The 23,399-nt window shown below is 69.9% G+C and carries 19 protein-coding genes; 13 read left to right on the top strand and 6 right to left on the bottom strand.

From position 1 onward, the window contains the following. Positions 1-3: 3 nt before the first annotated feature. On the bottom strand, positions 4-1,257 hold the full coding sequence (locus C0012_RS01770; RefSeq protein ID WP_110588477.1) for a class I SAM-dependent RNA methyltransferase: 1,254 nt from the start codon (positions 1,255-1,257) through the stop codon (positions 4-6). Between the two features lie 67 nt (positions 1,258-1,324). Between C0012_RS01770 and C0012_RS01775 the strand changes: the two genes are divergently transcribed. Together C0012_RS01775 and C0012_RS01780 are read left to right on the top strand one after the other, a co-directional pair. After that, on the top strand, positions 1,325-1,966 hold the full coding sequence (locus tag C0012_RS01775) for a Maf family protein (protein WP_110588476.1): 642 nt from the start codon (positions 1,325-1,327) through the stop codon (positions 1,964-1,966). Positions 1,967-2,054: 88 nt separating this feature from the next. Beyond that, the gene (locus C0012_RS01780; RefSeq protein WP_110588475.1) at positions 2,055-3,824 is read left to right on the top strand and encodes an acetyl/propionyl/methylcrotonyl-CoA carboxylase subunit alpha; all 1,770 of its coding nucleotides are present in this window, start codon (positions 2,055-2,057) and stop codon (positions 3,822-3,824) included. A gap of 59 nt (positions 3,825-3,883) precedes the next feature. Here the strand turns inward: C0012_RS01780 and C0012_RS01785 are convergent, their stop codons facing one another. Then, on the bottom strand, positions 3,884-5,314 hold the full coding sequence (locus C0012_RS01785) for an NAD(P)H-quinone dehydrogenase (RefSeq protein WP_110588474.1): 1,431 nt from the start codon (positions 5,312-5,314) through the stop codon (positions 3,884-3,886). Between the two features lie 85 nt (positions 5,315-5,399). Here C0012_RS01785 and C0012_RS01790 point away from each other — a divergent pair, with 85 nt between their 5' ends. From C0012_RS01790 to C0012_RS01800, 3 genes are all read left to right on the top strand, one after another. After that, complete coding sequence (locus C0012_RS01790) at positions 5,400-6,230, top strand: purine-nucleoside phosphorylase (RefSeq protein ID WP_110588818.1); 831 nt, start codon at positions 5,400-5,402, stop codon at positions 6,228-6,230. Further along, positions 6,227-7,873: a phospho-sugar mutase gene (locus tag C0012_RS01795; RefSeq protein WP_110588473.1), complete on the top strand. Its 1,647-nt coding sequence runs from the start codon at positions 6,227-6,229 to the stop codon at positions 7,871-7,873. Before C0012_RS01790 ends, C0012_RS01795 begins: the two co-directional genes overlap by 4 nt. A gap of 138 nt (positions 7,874-8,011) precedes the next feature. After that, positions 8,012-9,232, top strand: coding sequence for a Fic family protein (locus C0012_RS01800; RefSeq protein WP_110588472.1), 1,221 nt, complete (start codon positions 8,012-8,014; stop codon positions 9,230-9,232). Between the two features lie 112 nt (positions 9,233-9,344). On the opposite strand, the gene C0012_RS01805 is transcribed toward C0012_RS01800, so the two are convergent. Continuing rightward, complete coding sequence (locus C0012_RS01805) at positions 9,345-11,267, bottom strand: BglG family transcription antiterminator (protein WP_232527739.1); 1,923 nt, start codon at positions 11,265-11,267, stop codon at positions 9,345-9,347. 119 nt (positions 11,268-11,386) lie between these two features. Here C0012_RS01805 and C0012_RS01810 point away from each other — a divergent pair, with 119 nt between their 5' ends. The 6 genes from C0012_RS01810 (at position 11,387) to C0012_RS01835 (ending at position 17,870) form a co-directional block, all read left to right on the top strand. Then, a complete protein-coding gene (locus C0012_RS01810) occupies positions 11,387-11,716 on the top strand; it encodes a PTS sugar transporter subunit IIB (RefSeq protein ID WP_110588471.1) in 330 nt (109 codons plus the stop codon). Between the two features lie 12 nt (positions 11,717-11,728). Continuing rightward, on the top strand, positions 11,729-11,998 hold the full coding sequence (locus tag C0012_RS01815; RefSeq protein WP_110588470.1) for an HPr family phosphocarrier protein: 270 nt from the start codon (positions 11,729-11,731) through the stop codon (positions 11,996-11,998). A gap of 5 nt (positions 11,999-12,003) precedes the next feature. Next, entirely contained in the window at positions 12,004-13,650 is a 1,647-nt protein-coding gene (ptsP, locus tag C0012_RS01820) for a phosphoenolpyruvate--protein phosphotransferase (protein WP_110588816.1), read from the top strand. Between the two features lie 31 nt (positions 13,651-13,681). Beyond that, positions 13,682-15,706, top strand: coding sequence for a PTS mannitol transporter subunit IICBA (locus C0012_RS01825; protein WP_110588469.1), 2,025 nt, complete (start codon positions 13,682-13,684; stop codon positions 15,704-15,706). Positions 15,707-15,815: 109 nt separating this feature from the next. Continuing rightward, complete coding sequence (locus C0012_RS01830) at positions 15,816-16,967, top strand: mannitol-1-phosphate 5-dehydrogenase (protein WP_110588468.1); 1,152 nt, start codon at positions 15,816-15,818, stop codon at positions 16,965-16,967. Between the two features lie 150 nt (positions 16,968-17,117). Then, the gene (locus tag C0012_RS01835; RefSeq protein ID WP_162621799.1) at positions 17,118-17,870 is read left to right on the top strand and encodes a hypothetical protein; all 753 of its coding nucleotides are present in this window, start codon (positions 17,118-17,120) and stop codon (positions 17,868-17,870) included. Positions 17,871-17,895: 25 nt separating this feature from the next. Here C0012_RS01835 and C0012_RS01840 read toward each other — a convergent pair whose 3' ends face one another. Next, on the bottom strand, positions 17,896-19,722 hold the full coding sequence (locus C0012_RS01840) for a DEAD/DEAH box helicase (protein ID WP_110588466.1): 1,827 nt from the start codon (positions 19,720-19,722) through the stop codon (positions 17,896-17,898). Positions 19,723-19,834: 112 nt separating this feature from the next. Between C0012_RS01840 and C0012_RS01845 the strand changes: the two genes are divergently transcribed. Beyond that, a complete protein-coding gene (locus C0012_RS01845; RefSeq protein ID WP_110588465.1) occupies positions 19,835-20,473 on the top strand; it encodes a TetR/AcrR family transcriptional regulator in 639 nt (212 codons plus the stop codon). Positions 20,474-20,480: 7 nt separating this feature from the next. Here the strand turns inward: C0012_RS01845 and C0012_RS01850 are convergent, their stop codons facing one another. Continuing rightward, on the bottom strand, positions 20,481-20,975 hold the full coding sequence (locus C0012_RS01850; protein WP_110588464.1) for a hypothetical protein: 495 nt from the start codon (positions 20,973-20,975) through the stop codon (positions 20,481-20,483). 101 nt (positions 20,976-21,076) lie between these two features. On the opposite strand from C0012_RS01850, the gene C0012_RS01855 reads away from it, so the two are divergent. Beyond that, positions 21,077-21,808 (top strand): IclR family transcriptional regulator, encoded by a 732-nt coding sequence (locus tag C0012_RS01855; protein WP_110588815.1) that lies wholly within the window; start codon positions 21,077-21,079, stop codon positions 21,806-21,808. A gap of 56 nt (positions 21,809-21,864) precedes the next feature. On the opposite strand, the gene C0012_RS01860 is transcribed toward C0012_RS01855, so the two are convergent. Continuing rightward, positions 21,865-23,388, bottom strand: a complete 1,524-nt coding sequence (locus tag C0012_RS01860) for a GMC family oxidoreductase (protein ID WP_110588463.1) — start codon at positions 23,386-23,388, stop codon at positions 21,865-21,867. Between the last annotated feature and the right edge of the window lie 11 nt (positions 23,389-23,399).

Consider the following 23,399-nt stretch of genomic DNA (forward strand, 5'->3'; position numbering starts at 1 on the left):
AGGCTATCGGGCAGTCGCCCGCGCTTTGTCTGCCCGCCGCAGGACGGCGACGGCCTCGACGTGGTGCGACGAGGGGAAGAGATCGAGCGCGCGCACACCGTCGAGGTCGTATCCGAGACGGCGGAAGGTGCCGACATCTCGCGCGAGTGCGACGGGATCGCACGCCACATACACGACAGCACGCGGATCCAGCGCGGCGATGCGCCGGACGACCCGCTCCCCCGCTCCCGCTCGCGGAGGATCCAGCAGCGTCACGCCGTGGGCGAGAGACGGATCCGGCGAGGTCGCGTCGACGAACCGCTCCACGCGTGCGGTCACGGCCTCGACGGACCGGTCGCGAAGGTTCGCTCGGGCGTGGCGCGTCGCCCGCGGCGCCGATTCGACGGTCGTGACGCGCGCGCCGTCTCCGTGATCGGCGAGCGCGGCGGCGAACAGTCCGACGCCGCCGTACAGATCGAGGTGATGGGGGTGATCCTCGGCGGGGATCTCGCGGAGCGCGTCACGCACCGCCGCGTCGAGCGCCGTCGCCGCTGAGCGATGCACCTGCCAGAAGCCGCCTGCGTCGACGCGGAATTCCCGGCCCGCCACGCGTTCGACGACGACCTCGTCGCCGTCGGCGCGCCCACGGCTGCGGGCCGGGCGCCGCAGGATCCGCACCTCGCCGTCCTCGGGCTCGACGAGGTCGATGCGCCCCTCCTCGCCGCGAAGGCCGCGGGTCGCCCGTTCGATCCCGGCGGTCGCGAGCGGGTGCGCTCCGACCTCGATGACCTCATGGCTGCGCGCCGCATACGGGCCGACGCGTCCGTCTGCATCGACGTGCAGGCCGACGCGCGTGCGCCAGCGGGTGCCGTCGTCGGTCTCGCCCGGAGCCGCGTCGATCTCGACAGGGACGGATCCGCCCGCGAAGCGCTCGAACGCATCGGCCACGACCTGCCGCTTGAGCTCGCGCTGATGGTCGAGGGCGATGTGCCCGAAGTCGGCGCCGCCCGGACGTCTGGCAGGAGCGACGTCGATGTCGGCCTCACGCCACACATGCGGGCGACGGTGCGGCGACGCGTCTATGACCTCGAGCGTCTCGGCGCGCGCGAAGGACTTCTTCACCTGCGTTACGCGCGCTCGCACACGCTCGCCGGGCAGCGCGTCGGGCGCGAAGACGACGAAGCCAGGGGCATCGGCGGTCGCGCCGTGCCGCGCGACGAAGACCCCGCCGTGCGCGACTCCGGTGATCTCGAGCTCGAGGACGTCGCCAGTCTGCATCGAACCAGTCTTCCACGAGGATCCCGCACGTCTCCGGCGAATACGTCGGTACGGGAGACTGGTGCACATGCAGGTGTGTCTCGCTTCGACGTCCCCCGCCCGTCTCATGCTCATGCGCCAGGTCGGCATAGAGCCGCGCCTCGCCGCACCCGAGGTCGACGAAGAGGCGGTGATCGCCGACGTCGAGCGCGCCGAGGGCCGCACGCTCCCGCCCGCCGAGCACGTGCTGCTGCTCGCGCAGCGCAAGGCCGAGGACGTCGCCCGGCGACTCGCCGACGAGGGCTTCGACGGGATCGTCATCGGCGGCGACTCGATGTTCGAACTCGACGGCACGATCTACGGAAAGCCACACACCCCCGAGCGCGCGACCGAGCGTTGGCGCGAGATGCGCGGCAGGACCGGCACTCTGCACTCCGGCCACTGCGTGATCCGCGTGTCGGACGGATCCCTGTCGTGGGCGCACGACGTCGCAGAGGCGAACGTCACCTTCGCCGCCGACGTGACCGAGCGCGAGATCGAGCGCTACGTCGCGACGGGCGAGCCGCTGCTGGTCGCCGGCGCCTTCACCGTCGACAGCCTCGGGGGAGCTTTCATCGAGCGCGTCGACGGGGATCCGTCGACGGTCGTGGGCATGTCGCTGTCGACCGTCCGCCGCCTCGTGCGCGAACTCGGCATCGAGTGGACGGATCTCTGGAACCGCATCGACTGACGGATCGTGGTGATCCGCACACGAAACGCGGCGTATGTTGTGGAGGTCAATCAAAAGACGAGGCGCTCGGCTGGATAGGCTCGAAGCCATGCCCGCTATCCGCAAGGTGCTCATCGCCAACCGTGGAGAGATCGCCGTCCGCATCATCCGTGCGGCCCGCGACTCCGGAATCTCCTCCGTCGCCGTCTACGCCGACCAGGACCGTGACGCGCTGCACGCGCGCCGCGCCGACGAGGCGTACGCCCTCGGCGGGTCGACGAGCGCTGAGACATATCTCGTCATCGAGAAGATCCTCTCGGTCGCCCGCCGCTCCGGCGCCGACGCCGTCCACCCGGGATACGGCTTCCTCGCCGAGAACGCCGAGTTCGCGCGCGCCGTCATCGACGCCGGCCTCATCTGGATCGGCCCCTCCCCCGAGGCGATCGATTCGCTCGGCGACAAGGTCACGGCGCGGCACGTCGCCGAGAAGGTCGGCGCCCCGCTCGCTCCCGGCACGCCCGGCCCCGTCGACACCGCCGACGAGGTCGTCGCCTTCGCTGAAGAGCACGGCCTCCCCCTCGCCATCAAGGCCGCGTACGGCGGCGGCGGGCGCGGACTCAAGGTCGCGCGCGAGCTCGACGAGGTCGCCGAGATGTTCGAATCGGCGACGCGCGAGGCCGTCGCGGCCTTCGGCCGGGGCGAGTGCTTCGTCGAGAAGTACCTCGACAAGCCCCGCCACGTCGAGACGCAGTGTTTGGCCGACTCACACGGCAACGTCGTCGTCATCTCGACGCGCGACTGCTCGCTTCAGCGCCGGCACCAGAAGCTCGTCGAGGAGGCCCCGGCGCCGTTCCTCACGGACGAGCAGAACCGGATCCTGTACGAGTCGTCGAAGGCGATCCTGAAGGAGGTCGGCTACGTCGGTGCCGGAACGTGCGAGTTCCTCGTCGGTGCCGACGGCACGATCTCGTTCCTCGAGGTGAATACGCGCCTCCAGGTCGAGCACCCCGTCAGCGAGGAGGTCACGGGCATCGACCTCGTGCGCGAGCAGTTCCGCGTCGCAGAGGGTGGCTCGCTCGACTACGACGACCCGACGCCGGAGGGCCACTCCTTCGAGTTCCGCATCAACGGCGAAGATGCGGGTCGCGGGTTCCTGCCGCAGCCGGGCCCCGTCCACGCGTTCAAGATCCCGGGCGGCCCCGGCATCCGCGTCGACTCCGGTGTGACCACGGGCGACGAGATCGGCGGCGCCTTCGACTCGATGCTCGCGAAGCTCATCGTCACGGGCCGCACGCGCGCAGAGGCGCTCGAGCGCTCGCGCCGCGCCCTCGCCGAGTTCGAGGTTGCCGGTCTTCCCACCGTCATCCCCTTCCACCGCGCCGTGGTGAGCGACCCCGCGTTCACGGCAGAATCGGGCGAGTTCGGGGTGTTCACTCGCTGGATCGAGACCGAGTTCCAGAACGACATCGCGCCGTGGGATGGCGAGCCGCAGGACGCCTCGCCGGCCGAAGAACGCCACAGCGTCGTCGTCGAGGTGAACGGCAAGCGGGTCGAGGTCAGCCTCCCGGTGCGCGTCACGCAGCCCTCGGGATCCACGGGTCGCCCCGCGAACGTGCCCCCGTCGCGCCGTAGCCACCAGGCGTCTGGCGTCTCGAGCGGTGCGTCGGGCGACGTTCTGAAGTCGCCCATGCAGGCGACCGTCGTCAAGCTCGCGGTCGAGGAGGGCCAGGAGGTCGTCACAGGCGATCTGGTGCTCGTGCTCGAGGCGATGAAGATGGAGCAGCCGATCCACGCACACAAGGACGGGAAGATCACGTCGATCAATGCCCCGCTCGGCCAGACGATCAGCTCGGGCCACCAGCTGCTGCAGATCGTCTGACGCACAGACAGAGGGAGGGCCGCCCCGTGGGGCGGCCCTCCCTCTGTCTGTGCAGCCCGTCAGCTCCCGCTGCGCTCGTCGACGCCGTGCATGGCGCGCGCCGCGTCGGTGATGGATCCCGCGAGCGACGGGTACGCGGTGAACACGCGGGCGACCTGGTCAACCGTGAGGCGGCGCTCGACCGCCATCGCGATCGGGTAGATCAGCTCGCTCGCCTTGGGGGCGACGACGACTCCGCCGACGACCGTCCCGGAAGTGTCGCGTGCGTAGAGCTTCACGAAGCCGTCCTTGACGCCCATCATCTTGGCGCGCGGGTTCTCTTCGAGGTCGAGCTTGAGCTCGACCGAGTGCTTCGCGTCGTTCGTCCAGCCGACCGTCGCGATCTCGGGCGAGGTGAAGATGTTCGAGGCGATCTTGTGCTCGGCGAACGGGATGACGGCGTCGCCCATCGCGTGGAAGACGGCCGTGCGCCCGAGCATCGACGACACTGAAGCGAGGGGCACGAGGTTCGTGCAGTCACCGACCGCGTAGATGTTCGGCACTGAGGTGCGTCCGACGCGGTTCACCTGGATGTGCCCCGAGTCGGCGAGCTGCACGCCCGCATCCTCGAGCCCGAGATCCCGCGTGTTCGGCACGCCACCGACGGCCATCAGGCAGTGGGAACCCTCGACGGTGGATCCGTCGGAGAGCGTGACCGTGACGCCGTGCCCGGTGTTCTCGACGGACTCGGCGCGCGACTTCGCGAGGAGGGTCATGCCGCCGCGCGTGAAGACCTTCTCGAGCACCCGGGCGGCGTCGGCGTCCTCGCCCGGAAGCACCTGCTCGCGGCTCGACACGAGCGTGACCTTCGCCCCGAGGTTCATGTAGGCCGAGGCGAACTCGGCTCCGGTCACACCGGATCCGACCACGATGAGGTGCTCGGGCACGGCCGACATGTTGTACATCTGCTTCCACGTGAGGACGCGGTCGCCGTCGGGCTTCGCGCTCGGCAGCTCACGCGGCGACGCGCCAACCGAGACGATGATCGTGTCGGCCTCGATGCGATCGAAATCCGTGCCGTCTGGGCCCGTCGACACGACGATCGCGTCGTCCCCCTCGAGACGGCCGTGCCCGGAAATGATGTTCACACCGGCCTCGATCAGGCGTTCGCGCATGTCCTCCGACTGCTGACCCGCGAGGGCGAGGATCCGCTTGTTGATCGCGAGGAGGTTGATCGCGACCTCGGGCTTGAGCGGCTTGCCGCTGTCGCCTCGCGCAAAGAACTGCACGCCGAGCTCGCCCGCGTCGTCGATCGCCCGGGCCGCGTCGGCCGTGGCGATGAGCGTCTTGGAGGGGACCACATCGGTGAGGACGGCGGATCCCCCGACGCCCGTGCTCTCGACAAGCGTCACGTCGGCGCCGAGCTGCGCGCCCGCGAGGGCCGCCTCGTAGCCTCCGGGACCGCCGCCGATGATCGCGATCGTCTGCTTGCGCGCGAAGTCGAACGTCATGATGACCATTCTCTCCCACATCGGCCGCGAGCACCGAAACGCGCCGCCGCTGACTTCGCAGGCTCGCCCCGGTTATCGTGACTGCATGACGAACCAGGCCCATCCCCTCGACCGTCCCGCCGATCCCTTCGAGGTCGCGCAGACCGCCGCCGCCGACATCGCGCGCCTGACCGGGGTGGAATCCCACGACATCGCCGTCACGCTCGGGAGCGGCTGGGGCCGCGCCGCCGAGCTCCTCGGAGAGACGGTCGCGACGATCCCCGCGACGGAGGTGACCGGATTCTCGAAGCCCGCCCTCGAAGGGCACGTCGGCACCCTGCGCAGCGTGCGCACGCCCGATGGCCGCCACGTTCTCGTGATCGGCGCCCGGACGCACTACTACGAAGGACACGGCGTCCGCCGCGTCGTGCACAGCGTGCGCACGGCCGCCGCCGCGGGAGCGAAGACGATGGTGCTCACGAACGGCGCGGGCGGGATCAAGGACTCGTGGTCGGCCGGTCAGCCTGTGCTCATCAGCGATCACATCAACCTCACGGGCGACTCGCCGCTCGAGGGCGCGACGTTCATCGACCTGACCGATCTCTATTCCTCGCGGCTGCGCGACATCGCGCGCGAGGTGGATCCGGCGCTCGACGAGGGCGTGTACTGCCAGTTCCGCGGGCCCCACTATGAAACGCCCGCCGAGGTGCAGATGGCGAAGACGATCGGCGGCCACATCGTCGGCATGTCGACCGCGCTCGAGGCGATCGCCGCCCGGCAGGCCGGCATGGAGGTGCTCGGTTTCTCGCTCATCACGAACCTCGCCGCCGGCATCTCCCCCACGCCCCTCAGCCACGGCGAGGTCATCGAGGCCGGCCAGGCGGCCGAAGGCCGCATCTCCCAGCTGCTCGCGGACGTGATCGGCCGGATCCGATGACGGCGCTCACCGCCGCCCGGGCGTGGCTCGCGCAGGATCCGGATCCCGTCACGCGCGAGGAGCTCGCGGACCTGATCGACCGCGCCGAAGCGGGCGACGAGTCCGCGTCGACGGATCTCGACGAGCGGTTCGCGGGCCGGCTGCAGTTCGGCACGGCGGGGCTTCGCGGGGCGCTCGGTGCCGGGCCGATGCGCATGAACCGCGTTCTCGTCGCGCAGGCGGCAGCGGGCTTCGCACGCTTCCTGCGCGATCGCGCCGAGGGATCCGTCCCGAGCGTCGTCATCGGATACGACGGCCGCCGAAACTCCGATGTCTTCGCGCGCGACTCGGCCGAGCTGTTCCAGGGGGCGGGGCTCCGGGCGATCCTGCTTCCCCGCATGCTCCCGACTCCCGTGCTCGCGTTCGCCGTGCGCCACCTCGGCGCCGCCGCGGGCGTCATGGTGACGGCGAGCCACAATCCGCCGGATGACAACGGCTACAAGGTCTACCTCGGCGGATCCGACGACGGCGCGCAGATCGTCTCGCCAGCCGATGCGGAGATCGCCGCCGCCATCCAGGAGGTCGCGGACGGCGGATCCGTCGCCGAGCTGCCGCGCTCCGACGACTATGCGATCGCGGACGAGGACGTCGTCGCGGCGTACGTCGCGCGGACAGCCGACGTCTCCCCCGCACCCGACACCGCCGCGGGGATGCGCTGGACGTACACGGCCATGCACGGCGTCGGGTGGGAGACGATGCGCGCCGTTCTCGAACGCGCCGGGTACCCGCTGCCGGATGTCGTCGCCGAGCAGATCGAGCCCGACGGCAGGTTCCCCACCGTCGCCTTCCCGAATCCCGAGGAGCCGGGAGCGATGGATCTGTCGTTCGAGACCGCCGCGCGCTCGGGCGCCGAGCTCGTCATCGCGAACGACCCCGACGCCGACCGCGTCGCCGTCGCCGTCCCGACGGATACAGGCTGGCGGCCCCTCACGGGCAACGACATCGGTCTCCTGCTCGGCGCGCGGGCGGCGCGCGCCGCCGAGGGCGTCGCCGGGGCGGCGCTCGCCTGCTCGCTCGTGTCTTCCCCCGGCCTCGGCGTGATCGCCGAGCGCCACGGCCTCGACTGGCACGAGACGCTCACGGGCTTCAAGTGGATCTCGCGCGCGCCCGGCATGGTCTTCGGTTTCGAGGAGGCCCTGGGATACCTCGTCAACCCCGAGACGGTGCGCGACAAGGACGGGATCTCGGCCGCCGTCGCGGTGCTCGGGCTGGCCGCCGAGGCGCGCGGCCGAGGCCGGACGATCGCCGACCTCCTCGACGAGCTCGCCAACGAGATCGGGCACTTCGCGAGCGGCCAAGTGTCGATCCGCGTCGACGATCTGTCGATCATCGACCGCACGATGGCGTCGCTGCGCGCGGATCCTCCGACGTCCTTCGGAGACCTCGCGGTCGAGCGCGCGGACGACCTGCTGGAGCCCGCAGACGGCGAGACGGGCGGGAACATCCTGCGATACCTGCTCGCGGGCGGCTCGCGGGTGATCTTCCGTCCGAGCGGCACCGAGCCGAAGCTCAAGGCCTACCTCGACACCCGCGGCGCGACCGCCGAAGAGGCGCGGGATCGCCTGGCCGATTTGGAGGAGGCGGTGCGGGCGCGCCTGGGGTGAGAACGGCGTTCGAATGATCCGTGCTGACCGCTCGCCCGCCGTCACGGAGCAGTCTGGGACGAGAGGACCGGTTCCCCATACACCTCTTCCGATGAATTATGAGAAACTACGAAAGTCATAATTCTGACGGGAGGCGGTATGGGGACCAGCGCGTCGACGTGGCCCGCGATCGGTCACGAAGAGCACAGCTTCACGCCGTCGTCTGTCGCGCACTGGGGCGTCGACGCCGAGCGAGCACCGCTCTCGGTCAGATATCGAAGCGCCGTTCCCGCGATGATCGCGGATCAGCCGCTCGGCCTTCCCCCTGATGTCCTCCACGCTGCGGCCGAGGCGACCCAGGAGCTGACGCGCTTCGACGCGGAGCAGGGCGCTCGAGTCCGGTCGTTTGCGCCTGTTCTGCTCCGCTCGGAGGCCGCGTCGTCATCGCAGATCGAGAACCTCACCGCATCGGCGCGTGCGATCTTCACTGCCGAGCTCGGGGCGACGCGCAGCCGCAATGCCGAGCTGATCGCCGCCAACACGCGGGCGATGCAGGCGGCCATCGACCTGTCCGAGCACGTCGAGGCGGAGTCGATCCTCACGATGCACCGGGTGCTCATGGCCGACCACGCCCGGCACACGCCAGGCGAGTGGCGCCGCGAAGCCGTCTGGATCGGCACGAGGAACGACAGCCCCGTCGGGGCCGAGTTCGTCGCCCCCTGGCATGAGAGGGTGCCGGAGCTGATCGATGATCTCGTCGCGTTCGCTCACCGTGTCGATCTCGCTCCCCTCTCCCTCATCGCCGTGGCACACGCGCAGTTCGAGACGATCCATCCATTCACGGACGGCAACGGACGCACCGGCCGAGCGATCGCGCAGTCGATGCTGCGCGGACGGCGCATCACGCGCTCCGTCGCCGTCCCCGTGTCAGCAGGGCTTCTCGCGGACGTCGAGGGGTACCACTCGGCGCTCACCGCCTACAGACAAGGCGATCCGACGCCGATCGTACGGGAGTTCGCGAACGCCGCCCTCCGTGCCGTCGCGAACGCACGCATGCTCGTGGACGAGATCGACGAGATCCGCCGACGCTGGGGAAACGTTCTCACCGCCCGCCGAAGCAGCAACGCGTGGAGACTGCTCGACGTGCTCACGCGAAGCCCCGTCCTCACCGCAGCGTCCGCGGCGGAGGAACTCGGCGTGCAGCGACCGAACGTGTATCCGCCCCTCGGAGCACTCGTCGATGCGGGGATTCTGCGTTCGAAGGCAGAGCACCAGCTCGGCCCATTCTGGCGCGCTGATGAGGTCCTCGCCGCGGTGGATCGCTTCGCCGAGCGCGCCGGTCGACGCGAGGCCGTCCCACCGCGCCGAGATCGCGCCTGACCCCGCCGTTCGAATGCCCCGAACTGCGCGATAGACGCCGACTTTCGAGCAGTTCGGGGCATGCGAGCGCGGCGTCAGCGGCTCCTGCCTTCTCGCGCAGCAGCGCGATCCTTCACCCCTCGTCGATGAGGGCCGCGAGCTCCGTGAGGAAGCTCGGCAGATCGGCGCCGCGGCGCGCGATGCGGCGCGCGTTCTCGGGGTCGGCGAACACGTCGACGAACTGCTCGAAAACCGTCTGGAACGCGACGCGGTCCGACTCGCTGAACGCGACGAGAGCGACGACGTGCACGCGTTCATCGCCCCACGCGATCGCCTGCTCATCCACAGCGATGGCGATCGCCGTGCGCGACGCCGACATCGTCATCGCGTGCGGCACGGCCAAAGATTCGGTGAACGCCGTCGACGAGAGCCTCTCGCGTTCGATCGCGCTGTCGACGTAGGCCTGGTCGATCGTGCCGTCCGCGATGAGCGCCGACCCGAGCCGCCGGATCACATCCTCGGGAGTCAGCGCCCCGACGCCACGGAGGTAAGCCTCGGGGACGAACCAGCGCTCCATCTCGGCACGCAGGCTGCCGAGGCGACGATGGCGACGGACACGGTTCGCAGCCTCCGCGACGCGCGCGACGTCGCGGCTGGCGAGGAACGGCGTCACGCGCACCACGCGCTCGGGGCCGCCTGCGACGCGCACCGGAGGATCGATCGTCGTGAGGACGAGATCGGTCTCGAACCCGCCCCAATCGGGCTCGTAGCGCGACTGCACCTCGGTGACGTCGATCTCGTGCCCCAGCGATCGTGTGACGCTCGAGCGCAGCTGACGGCGCATCTCGTCCGGCCCCGGACAGACGATCGCGGCTGTCAGTTTCGGGATCTCCTGCTGATCGACCTCGAGTGCCGTCCCGAGGTGCATCGCGATGCCCGTGATCTCGTCGTCGGGGATCATCACGCCGAGTGCCGTGGACAGATCGCCCGCGACCGCCACGGCCATCTCGAACACCAGGGGCGACGCCGCCTTGAGCGACCGCGTCATCGGATTGCGCGCCGAGAGCTGCTCGGCCGCGCGCTGCACGAGGTTCTGCACGTGCCGTGCCAGCCGCGGCACCAGATCGGCCCCGTCGAGCTCGACGCCGTAAGTCCGCGAGGCGCGCGCGACGGCGGCCGCCACGGCCGATTCGATGTCCGGATCCACGGCACGCGCTCCGGCCGCGTCCGGATCCACGATCGACAGCATGACGAGCGACGCGAGATGAGCGAGGTCCCCCTCTCCCAGGCGAGTGCCCAGATGGCGGCTCGCGATGCCGTCGATGACGGCGGCGACGCGTGACCGGTCGTCGTCGACCGAGTCATCAGACCGTGGGAGAGCGTGCCCCCGCGCGACCCGCCCGGAGGCGATCGCGATGTGCAGCACGACATCCCCGGCGGCGAGGTCGTTCACCGCATAGCCAGCAGAGGTGAGCCCGTCGACGAGCTCGCCACCGATCGTCGCGAAGGACGTCGCGTCGATCCCGAGCTGCCCGGCGGATCTGCGCAGAGATTCCGCGCCGGACACGCCCTCGTCGAGCTCGTCGTGCACGACGCGGCTGAGGAAACGTCGCCGCGCGAGCTCCGTCCCCTCGAGCGTCACGACGGCCGCGTCGCGCGCGAACACCAGTTCGGTCCCCTCGAGCATGCCCCGGATGCGCCGCAGATCGCTCTCGACGGTGTCGCTTGACACGTGCATCTCAAGAGCCGCCTCGAACACGTCGACGCCGCCGTCAGGTGAGTCGAGCAGCCCCCGGATGAGGGCGCGGATGCGATCGTGGCGCGTGCCGCGCTCGGGATCGGCCTCGGCCAGATCGACGCTCTCGGCCCGCGGCGTCGCCCGGTACCCCATCGAGCCCGACTCCACCGCGCCCGCCACGCGTTCGTTGATCGCCGTCACGTAGGAGCGCACGCTGCGCGGAGTGACGCCCAGCTGGTCGGCGAGGGTTCCGGCGGTGACCCAATCGGCCCGGCGAATCAGGATTCCCAGCATCCGCGCCTGCCGTTTCCTCGTCATGGATCCAGTCAACCATCCGCGCCCGGCGGCGGGATTTCCGCAGGGGGCGGAAGGAACACTCCATTGCCAGACCCCTTGCCGCAGAACAGGATGGGTGGGAAGAAGGAGAAGTGAGATCGATGAGGATCATTGTGATCTGCGGCGCCGGCGCTTCGAGCACGTTCGTCGCCACGCGCCTCGCGCGCGCCGCCGACGCCGCCGGCGTCGATCTCGACGTGTCTGCCTGCCCGCTCGCCTCGCTCCCGCACGAGGTCGGATCCGCCGACGCGATCCTGCTCGGCGCCCACATGGGTGCCGCTGAAGCCGAAGTGCGCACGGTCGCCGAAGCGCATCACGTGCACGTGTCCGCCCTCCCCGCCGACATCGCCCGCGATCGCGACGGTTCCCGCACCCTCGCGCTCGTCCGCGACGAGATCCCCGGATCCGCGCCCGCGGAATCCGCCCGTTGAAAGGAAATCACCATGGCCACTCGCACCGTCACCATCGCTTCCTCGCACGGTCTGCACGCGCGCCCCGCGAAGCTGTTCTCGGAGGCCGCCAAGAACTCGGGCCAGACCGTGACGATCGCCAAGGGCGACGGAGCCCCCGTCAACGCGGCGAGCATCCTCGGGGTGATCTCGCTCGGCGCCAACACGGGCGACGAGGTCACGCTGAACGTCGAGGGCGAGAACGCCGAGGGCGTGCTCGACCAGCTCACGACGATGCTCGAGACCGACACGGACGCGGAGTGAGCTCGATGCCTGAGTTCCACGGAACGGGCGTCGGGCAGGGCGTCGCCCAGGGTCCCGTCGCGCGCATGGCCGACGGTCTCGAGGCCCCGTCCGACGCCCCGTCGACGCGCACGCCCGACGAGGAGAAGGCGAGCGTCGCGGAGGCCGTCTCGGCCGTCGCCGCCGAGCTGAACGCACGCGGCGAGCGCGCGGGCGGATCCGCTCAGGACGTCCTCGAGGCGCAGGCCATGATGGCCGAGGATCCGATGCTCGAGGAGAAGGTCCACGCGAAGATCGACGCGGGCTCGACCGGCGAGCACGCTGTGCACACGGCGTTCGCGGAGTTCGCCGAGCAGCTGCAGGCTCTTGGCGGGTACCTCGGCGAGCGTGCGGCCGATCTCGCCGACGTCGCGCAGCGTGTCATCGCGCATCTGCGGGGCGTGGCGGCCCCGGGCGTTCCGGAGCCCGGGCATCCGTTCGTTCTCCTCGCGACCGATCTCGCACCGGCCGACACGGCCCTGCTCGACCTCGACCAGGTTCTCGCCGTCGTCACGACGGAGGGCGGGCCAACGTCGCACACGGCGATTCTCGCTCGCGAGAAGGGCATCGTCGCGGTCGTGGGCACGGGGGATCTCGACCTCTCCGACGGGCAGACCGTGATCGTCGACGCGGCGCAGGATCTCGTCATCGCGGATCCGAGCGACGCGCAGCTCCGGGAGGCGGCCGAGCGTGCGGAGGCGCGGAAGGCCGCGGCGGCCGCCCCGGTCACTCCCGGAGCGCTCGCCGACGGCACCGCCGTCCCGCTGCTCGCCAATCTCGGATCCGCCGACGGCGCCGCCGAGGCCGTCGAGCTGGGAGCGGAGGGCGTCGGCCTGTTCCGCACCGAGTTCCTGTTCCTCTCCAGCGACGAGGCTCCGTCCGTCGAGAGCCAGCGCGAGAGCTATCGACAGATGCTCGCCGCTTTCGCCGGCAAGAAGGTCGTCGTGCGGGTGCTCGACGCGGGGGCCGACAAGCCCCTTCCCTTCCTCACCGATGCGGAGGAGGAGAATCCGGCGCTCGGGCGCCGCGGGATCCGCGCCCTCGCACACCGCGAGAACATCCTGCGCGATCAGCTCACGGCCCTCGCGCAGGCCGACGCCGAGACGGATGCAGACCTCTGGGTCATGGCGCCCATGGTCGCGACGGTCGACGAGACGGAGTACTTCACGACGCTCGCGAAGGAGCTCGGTCTGAAGACGGCGGGCGTCATGGTCGAGGTTCCGTCGAGCGCCGTTCTCGCCGAGGACATCCTGAAGATCGCCGACTTCGCGTCGATCGGGACGAACGATCTCGTGCAGTACACGATGGCGGCCGACCGGCTGCTCGGATCCGTCGCGCACCTGCAGAGTCCGTGGCACCCCGCGGCGCTGCGGCTGATCAAGATGGTGGCCGACGGCGGCGCGGCGAACGGCAAGCCCGTGGGCGTGTGCGGCGAGGCCGCGGCCGATCCGCTGCTCGCGGTCGTGCTCGTCGGCCTCGGCGTGCAGACCCTCTCGATGTCGCCCTCCGCGCTCGCCGATGTGCGCGCGGAGCTGAAGAACCACTCCCTGGACGACGCGAAGCGCCTCGCCCAGGCGGCGCTCGGCGCGGCGAACGCCGACGGCGCCAAGTCCGCGGCGCGCGCCGCCGCGTGACACCCGCTCCCTGAAGAAAGCAGGAAGAGACATGTCAACGCAGACAGCCACATCGAAAGGCCCGGGCGGGATCCGCATGGGCGTGCAGAAGTTCGGCGCATTCCTTTCCGGAATGGTCATGCCGAACATCGCTGCATTCATCGCCTGGGGCCTCATCACGGCGCTGTTCATCCCGACGGGCTGGCTCGGCGCCGAGGGACCGGTCGGATGGATGCAGTGGGGCGATTCCGCTCTCCTCGGCGGAGGCATCGCCTCCGACGGGAACGAGTACACCGGACTTGTCGGCCCCATCATCACCTTCCTGCTTCCACTGCTCATCGCCTTCACGGGCGGGAACGTCGTGTACGGTCACCGCGGTGGCGTCGTCGGCGCGGTCGCTGCGTTCGGCGTCATCATCGGCGCCGAGGGAACCGTGATGTTCCTCGGCGCGATGATCGCGGGCCCCCTCTCCGCCCTGCTCCTAAAGTGGTTCGAGAAGCCGTGGAAGGACAAGGTGCGGTCGGGCTTCGAGATGCTCGCGAACAACTTCTCCGCGGGATTCGTCGCGTTCTTCACCTCGCTCGCGGCCTTCTTCTGGCTCGCACCGATCATGAAGTGGCTGACGGACCTCCTCGGCGGTGCCGTCGGTTGGCTGGTGAACACGGGGCTCATCCCCCTCGCGAGCATCATCGTCGAACCCGCGAAGGTGCTGTTCCTCAACAATGCGATCAATCATGGCGTGTTCACTCCGTTCGGGACCGAACAGGTGCAGGAATCGGGCCGCAGCCTGCTCTTTCTCGTCGAGGCGAACCCCGGGCCCGGCGCCGGCATGCTGCTCGCACTCATGGTGTTCGGTGTCGGCGCTGCTCGGGCCACCGCACCGGGCGCGTGGATCATCCACTTCCTCGGCGGCATCCACGAGGTGTACTTCCCGTACGTCCTGGCCAAGCCGATCCTGATCGTCGGGCTCATCGTAGGCGGTGCCAGCGGAGTGCTTACGAACGTCATCTTCCAGTCGGGTCTCGTCGCTCCGGCGTCGCCCGGGTCGATCTTCGCGGTTCTGATCCAGACGGCTCCCGGCAGCCACCTCGGAGTCATCGCCTCCGTGCTCATCTCTGCGGCTGTCAGCTTCGCCATCTCCTCGTTGTTCCTGTTGGGGAGCCGCAAACGCGACCTCGCCGCCGATGCGGCCGGAGAGGACGGTCTCGCGAGCGCGATCGCGAAGACGCAGGCGAACAAGGGCAAGTCCTCCGCCGTCCTCGGCGGGCTTGCAACCGGGGGTGCGGCCGCCGCAACGAAGACGATCGAGAACGTGATCTTCGCCTGCGACGCGGGCATGGGATCCTCCGCCATGGGCGCCGGTGTCCTCCGCAAGAAGTTCAAGGATGCGGGAATCGACGGCGTGAACGTCACGAACAAGTCGATCGCGAACCTCGACGGCACCGCCGATCTCGTCGTCACGCAGGCGCAGCTGACCGACCGTGCCCGGCAGGGCGAGCCCGAAGCGATCCACGTCTCGGTGGGCCAGTTCATGAACGCCCCCGAATATGACGAGGTCGTCGAGATGGTCCGCGCGCAGCGCAGCGACGACGCGCCCGCGTCTGCGGAGACGCAGCCCGCGGCCGCGGCGCCCGCATCGGACGGCGGCGTGCTGAAGCCCGAGTACGTGCGGATCCACGCCGGATCCGTCACGCGCGACGAGGCGCTCGCCGAGGCCGCCAGCATCCTCGAATCGGCCGGGGCCGTCACGGGCGACTACCTCGCCGCGATGAAGGCGCGCGAGGAGAAGGTGTCGACGTTCATGGGCAACGGCCTCGCGATCCCCCATGGGACCGACGAGGCGAAGGACGCCGTGCTCGGATCCGCGCTGTCTGTGGTCCGCTACGACGGTGGCGCCCCCTGGGGCGACGGCGACACGGCGACCTTCGTCGTCGGCATCGCCGGCAAGGGCGGCGCGCACCTCGAGATCCTGCAGTCCGTGGCAATCCAGTTCGGCGACGAGCAGACCGTCGCGAAGCTGTCGGCGGCGTCGACGCCCGCCGAGCTGTTCGATCTGCTGCAGGAGGGCCTCGCATGACTCCCGTACACAACGACGCCAATTCGGGGATCGTGGCCCCGATGCACCGGCGTATCGCACAAGTCCGCACAGAATTGGCGTCGTCGTGCAGCTCTGCGGAGGGGTTGACATGACGAAGAAGAAGGCCGTCCACTTCGGGGCCGGGAACATCGGGCGCGGTTTCGTCGGCATGCTGCTCGCCGAAGGCGGGTACGAGATCGTGTTCTCGGACGTCGCCGCTCCCCTCGTCGAGGCGATCGATGCGGCAGACAGCTACACGGTGCACGAGGTCGGCGAGGGCGGGCGCGACGTTGTCGTGACGGGCTTCTCGGCGATCGACAGCGCCGCGGATCCGGAGGCTGTGGCCGAGGCCGTCGCGACGGCCGATGTCGTCACCTGCGCCGTCGGACCGACCGTGCTGAAGTTCATCGCGCCGCACGTGCTCGCCGGGCTCCGCCGCCGCGCCGCCGGTGCCGCGCGCCTGCAGGTGATGGCGTGCGAGAACGCGATCGGCGCGACCGACCAGCTGCGGGAGCACATCGAGGAGCTCGCGGGATCCGAGTGGCCCGAGCTGGCCGAACGCGCCGTGTTCGCGAACACGGCCGTCGACCGGATCGTGCCGGGCCAGCCCGACGGCGCAGGGATCGACGTCACGGTCGAGCCGTTCTACGAGTGGGCGATCGAACGCCGACCGTTCGGCGACGAGCTGCCGAACATCCCGGGAGCGCACTTCGTCGACGAGCTCGCGCCGTACATCGAGCGCAAGCTGTTCACCGTCAACACGGGGCACGCCGCCACGGCATACCTCGGCGCGCGGGCGGGATTCGACAGGATCGCCGATGCGCTCGCCGACGCCGGAGTGGCGCGCGCCGTCGAGGCCGCCCTCGTCGAGACGAGCGCAGTCATCGCCGCGAAGCACGGTTTCTCGGAGGCCGAGCTGGCCGAGTACCGCTCCGCGATCCTCCGCCGTTTCCGCAATCCGGCACTGCCCGACACGGTGCAGCGCGTCGGCCGGCAGCCGCTGCGCAAACTGTCACGACACGAGCGGTTCATCGGCCCCGCGGCCGAGGCCGCCGAGCGCGGCCTCGGCACCCTCGGGCTTCTCGGCGCGATCGACGCGGCGCTCGCATTCGAGGCACCCGAGGACGAGCAGGCGGTCGCAATGCGCGAGAAGCTCGCCGCCGGAGACCCCGATGCCTTCACGGTCGAGGTGACTGGCCTGGATCCGTCGCACCCGCTGTACGCGCCGGTGCGCGATATCGTCGCACGCCACATGGCGTAGCGCGCCGGTCCGGAATCCGCACTTCCGGACCACACCTCGTCCCCCGAGATCTTCTCGGGGGACGGGGTCATCCCTCGGAAAGTATTCGGGTCAACCCGACAGTTCTCGATTTCCTTCGCATTCCCCGGCACGGCACGGGACAATTGCCCTATGAGCTACCCGCAGCCTCCCGCCGGAACGCCCGGCCAGCCGGATCACGCGCCGACCGCACCCCTTCCGCCGCAGGGTGCGCCGACACCACCGAAGACGCCCGCCGAGCGGCCGGGCCGGATGATGGCCATCCTCGCCCTCGTCTTCGCGATCGTCGGCACCCTCCTCGTCTGCCTCGGCTTCGCCGTGTTCATCCCTGAGATCGGCCGCGTCCTCGGGTACGTGTCGTTCTCCGGTTGGCTTTTCCTCCTCGCCGGGCTCACGCTCTCGATCGTCGCCCTCGTGCGCAAGGCGCAGGCGACGGGCATGAGCATCGCTGCGCTCATCATCTCGATCGTCGGAGGCGTCTTCGGCATCGTCGCCGGCGTCGTCGTCGCGATCGCCGGCGTGATGAACTTCACGATGACGATGGTCGACGATTACGGCGATCTCATCCCCGAGCGTCCCGACTCGGGATTCACCGCCCCCGAGAGCTCCCACGGTGCTGCCGTCCGCGCCGACTGCGAGACGCTCATCTCGTCGGACCCCGGTTCGATGGGCGGATCCGGCTCGGTCGCCGATCTGCTCGACCGGCTCGCCGAGCAGATGACGACCGACGAGGTGCGGGAGCCTCTCGAAGACCTCAGCGACGCCTACGAGGATCTGACCGAGATCGACGACCCGTCCGACGTGCAGGAGGCCGCCGCCGAGCTCGACCGCGCGGCTGCCGAGCTCGGCGAGGTGTGCGGCATCTCGCTCGACGACCTCCCGTAGGAAACCGCGACCGAGTCCCGCTCGATCAGTGCCGGGGCTTGCGCGGAGGACGGCGGTCGTCACGACCGCCGCGATCGCGGTCGCGGTCACCGCGCCCACCCCGGCCGCGATCATCCCGTCCGCGGTCGTCGCGCCCGCGACCACCACGCGGGCCACCCGTCGCGCGGAACGGACGAGGATCGGGCTTCAGCTCGATCAGCCTGCCGCCGATGCGCGTGCTCTCCAGCCGATCGAGAACGTCGCGCGGCAGCGTCGACGGCAGCTCGACGATCGAGAAGTCCGGCCGGATGTCGATGCGACCGAAGTCGTCACGGCGCAGCCCTCCTTCGTTGGCGAGCGCCCCGACGATCTGACGCGGTTCGACACGCTGGCGCCGGCCGACCTCGATGCGGTACGGCGAGAGATCGCCGCGCGACGCGCGCGGGCCGCGCTCCTCGCGATCCCCGCGCTCCTCTCGCCTCTCGCGAACCGGGCGCTCGCGCTTCTCCGGATCCGGCGGCAGCAGCAGGGGCGTCTCGCCCTGTGCGACGACGGCGAGCGCGGCCGCGACATCGGTCTCGATGACGTCGTGGTGCGCCACGTAGTGGGCGATGATGTCGCGGAACGCCGCGATCCGCCCCTGCTCGGCGAGCGCGGCTGTGATGGCGTCGTCGAAGCGCGTCAGACGCGTGACGTTGACGTCCTCGGCCGTCGGGATCTGCATCTCGGTGAGCGGCTGGCGCGTCGCCTTCTCGATGGCCTTCAGCAGTCGCCGCTCGCGAGGGGTCACGAAGCTGATGGCGTCGCCCGTGCGGCCGGCGCGGCCCGTGCGGCCGATGCGGTGGACGTACGATTCCGTGTCGACGGGGATGTCGTAGTTGACGACGTGCGTGATTCGCTCGACGTCGAGGCCGCGTGCCGCGACGTCGGTCGCAACGAGGATGTCGAGCTTGCCCTTCTTGAGCTGCTCGACGGTGCGCTCACGCTGCGCCTGCGCGACGTCGCCGCTGATCGCGGCGGCGGTGTATCCGCGTGCGCGGAGCTTCTCGGCGAGCGTCTCGGTCTCGCTCTTCGTGCGCACGAACACGATCATCCCGTCGAAGTTCTCGACCTCGAGGATCCGCGTGAGGGCGTCGACCTTCTGGGGGTAGGACACCATGAGGTAGCGCTGCGTGATGTTCGCCGAGGTCGTCGTCCGGCTCGCGACCGTGATCTCCTCGGGATCGTTGAGGTGCTGCTGAGAGATGCGGCGGATCTGCGCCGGCATCGTCGCCGAGAAGAGCGCCGTCTGCTTGGTGTCGGGGGTCTCGGAGAGGATCGTCTCGACGTCCTCCGCGAAGCCCATCTTCAGCATCTCGTCAGCCTCGTCGAGGACGAGGAAGCGCAGCTCCGAGAGGTCGAGCGTGCCCTTGTCGAGGTGGTCCATGACGCGGCCCGGCGTCCCCACGACGATGTCGACGCCGCGGCGGAGCGCCGAGAGCTGCGTGCCGTAGCCCTGCCCGCCGTACACGGGGAGCACGTGCACACCCTTGATTCTCGCGGAGTACTTCTCGAAGGCCTCGCACACCTGCAGCGCGAGCTCGCGCGTCGGTGCGAGCACGAGCGCCTGCGGCGTCTTCCGTCCCGGCTCGAGCCGGTCGAGGATCGGCAGGGCGAACGCCGCCGTCTTCCCCGTACCCGTCTGCGCGACGCCGAGCACGTCGCGGCCCGCGAGCAGCAGCGGGATCGTCTGGTTCTGGATCGCGGACGGCGTCTCGTAGCCGACGTCTTTCAGCGTGCGGAGAACTGCGTCACCGAACCCCAGATCGGAGAAGGTCGGGGCGGGTTCGCCCTCCGTCTCGGTGGGTGTCTCGGAGGATTCGGTGCTTGTCATACGACAACGCTATTCTGCCGCGGCTGAATGTGCGGCCTCATCGGCGAGATCCGTGCTCTTCCGAGCGAACGTGTCGAGACGGTTCGATCGCGCCTCGGGGCACAATGGACCCATGCCGAAGATCGTCGACCGCGACGCACGCCGCCTCGAGATCGTCGACACGTACCTCCGTCTCGTCAGCAGCGTCGGCGTCGGTGCGGTCACGACACGAGCGCTCGCCCAGGAGCTCGGCGTCGCGACGGGGTCGCTCTGGCACTACTTCCGCGGCTTCGACGAAGTCCTGCAGCGAGCCTTCGAGCGCATCTTCGAAGCGACGAACAGGCGCATCGCAGAGGCCGTCGAGGGGCGCACGGGGATCGACGCTCTCTGCGCCATGATCGAGCAGGTGCATCCCCTCGACAAGACCACGAACGACGAGGCGGGGGTCGTCGTGAGCTTCTGGGGGCGCATCCCCTTCCGGCACAGCATGTCCACCGTCCAGGCCGAGGTCGAGCGCCAGTGGCACGACCAGTACCGTCGCCACCTCTCCTGCGCGGTCGAGCTCGGAGAGCTCACCGGCGACACGCCGGTCGACAGGATCGCCGATGCGCTCCTTGCGCTCGTCACAGGCGTGCAGGTCGAGCACGTGATGGGGACCGACATCGCACGGCCGAACCGTCAATGGCAGATCATCGAGACGGTGATCGGTTCCTGGCTCACGCAGGCCGGTCGCTCCGCCGCGCGGCTCGACGAACGCACGTCGGCGGTGTGAGACGCACTCAGACGAGCGCGGATCCCATACCTAGGATCATCGCCCCGAACATCACGGCCATCGCGATGAGCTCCGTGCGCTCGGCCACTCGGTGTCGACGAACGCGATCGGCCAGGAGGGCGCAAGTCCAGGCGAGGTACACGACGCTCGCGACCGCAAGGATCGCATGAGCGGGAACACCATGCGCGTGCGCGCCGGAGGAAACGTCCGCCGTGTGCTCGCCGAGCAGCACCATGCCGCCCATGAGCGCTCCCCCGAGGGCGCGATGCAGATCCATCGACCGCGCGGACGACGGCCGCGAGCGTGCTCCCGCCGCGAGAAGGATCGACGCCACGAACAGGGCGACCCCGACCCCCAACGCCCACCTGCCGTCCGCGATCGGGAGGCAGGCGAGCGCCATGAGGATCGCGGCGAAACGCGCGCGCCACAGGGATGGTGCCGCGCAGCACGATGACGCGGCGACGACTCCGGCGCCCGCCATGAGGATCTCCAGAGGCGTCACCGTATCTCCTCACGAACCTCGCCTCGACGGCGGCGCCCGAGATGTCGGCTGACAACGACAACCTGCCCGAGGCGGACGAACTCGCGTGCGAGGATCGAGGCATGGCCTCGCAGACCCCTCCCGGCGGATCCCAGACCCTCAGCAGGGGGATTCGCATCCTCGAGGCGCTCGCGGGATCCGATCGCGCCCTGTCGATCGATGAGCTCGCGGGCGCGCTCGACGTGCATCGCTCGGTCGCATACCGGCTCCTGCGCACCCTCGAGCACCACGGTCTCGTCGCGCGGGACGACGCGGGGCGCGCGCGCCTCGCGGCCGGCGTTGCGACGCTCGCCTACGCCGTCTCCCGCGATCTGCAGCAGGCCGCCTACCCGCAGCTCGTCGAACTCGCCGACGAGCTCAGGATGACCTGCCTCATCGCCGTGCTCATCGACGGCGACGAGGCGGTCACGCTCATGAGCGCCTCGCCACGGAGCGAGGTGGCCGTCTCGTACCGCCCCGGCCACCGCCACCCGATCACACGCGGCGGGCCGGGCAAGGCGATCCTCATGGGCCTGCCGAGCGCGTCGTGGCCCGCAGATGTTGCCTCCGAGGTCGCCGTCGAGATCGACGAGAGCCGCGCGCGCGGGTATGCACTGAGCGAGAGCGAGGTGGTCTCGTCGCTGCACGCGGTGTCCGTTCCGCTCGATCTGCCGGGCCAGCCACCGGCGTCTCTCTCCGCGATCCATATCAACCTCCCTCGCCCTGCGCCCGAGATCGCGGCCGCCCTGGACCGTTCCGCGAGGCAGATCTCCGAGTCCTTCGGCGCCCGCCGACCGCCGCGCGAGGGTTTCTGAGCCCGGCGAGCATCGGCACGGGTGCCCCGTGCCGATGCTCGTTCGCGGAGAAGCGGTCAGCCCTCGAGATCGGCCAATAGGAACTCAGCGCCCTTCTCGCCGATGAGGATCGCCGGCGCGTTCGTGTTCCCCGTGGTGATCGTCGGCATGACGGACGCATCGATCACGCGAAGCCCGTCGACGCCCCGCACGCGCAGGCGCGGATCGACGACCGCCTCGGCGTCGAGCCCCATGCGGCAGGTGCCGACCTGGTGGTGATAGGTCGCGACGTTCTCCCGGATATAGGCTTCGAGCTCTTCGTCGGTCTGCACCTCCGGCCCCGGATACACCTCTTCCGCTCCCCATCCCTCGGCGAGAGCGGGCTGCGACATGATCGTGCGGCACTGTCGCATGCTGAAGAGGAAGGGCGCCAGATCGGCTGGATCCTTCAGAGCACCGAGGTCGATCCGCGCGGCGTCGTCGAGCCCGGGTCCGGACAGCGTCACCTCGCCGCGGCTCTGCGGAGCGAGGATGGCCGCGTACAGGGTGAAGCCGGTGCCGTCGACGGGCGCCATCCCCTCCGAGTACATCGGAACGGCGAAGAAGATCGGCTGTGTGTCGGGCACGGCGAGACTCTCGTCGCTGCGCGCGAACAGGTGCGTCTGCGTGACGGAGACACCCTCCCGGGGCGCATCGATGTCGCGTGCGCGGGTGACCCCGATCACCGGTGCGAGCAGGTGATCGTGCAGGTTCTTGCCGACGCCGGGTGCGTCGTGCACCACGTCGATCCCGATCGCGGCGAGCTCCTCGGCCGGCCCGATCCCCGAGCGCAGCAGAACCTGCGGCGAATCGAGCGCGCCGCCCGAGAGAACGATCTCGTCCGCGCGCAGCTCGTGCATCGCCCCCTCGATCCGGTAGCGCACGCCGACTGCACGCCCCTCCTCGATGATCACGGAGTGCACGTGCGCACCCGTCAGGATCTCCAGACAATCCCGCACGGGTTTGAGATACGCCTTCCACGTGTTGATGCGTTCGCCATCGACGATGTTCACCTGCTCCTGCGAGACACCGTCGAGCCGCTCTCCGTTGTAATCCGGATTGTGCGGCACGCCCGCTTCGATGGCCGCCTCGACGATCGACTGGTGGATCGGGTCGAGCTCGTAATCGCCGTCGACCGGGATCAGGCCTCCCACGCCGCGCAGCTCGCTCTCCCCGCCCGAGAAGTCCTCGATGGCGCGGTAGACGGGAAGCACGTTCTCCCACGCCCACTCCGGCCCGCAGCTCTCGGCCCATCCGTCGTAGTCGCTCGGCGCGCAGCGCACCCAGATCGTTGCGTTCAGCGCGTGCGATCCGCCGAGCACCCGGCCGCGCGGAAGATGGAGGAGCCGGTTCGCCGTGTGCCCGCTCGGCTCCGTGTAGTAGTCCCAGTCGTCCGGGCTGTGCCAGAGTTCGCCCAGGCGCGACAGGTCGTGGATGGCCGGGTTGACGTCCTCGCCGCCCGCTTCGAGCAGGGTCACGTCGTGTCCCGCGTCGACGAGGCGACGGGCGACGACCGATCCCGCGGAACCGGCGCCGACGACGATCACGGATCTCTTCGCCATGATGTTCTCCC

The sequence above is a fragment of the Microbacterium suaedae genome, assembly GCF_003254645.1.
Classification (GTDB): domain Bacteria; phylum Actinomycetota; class Actinomycetes; order Actinomycetales; family Microbacteriaceae; genus Microbacterium; species Microbacterium suaedae.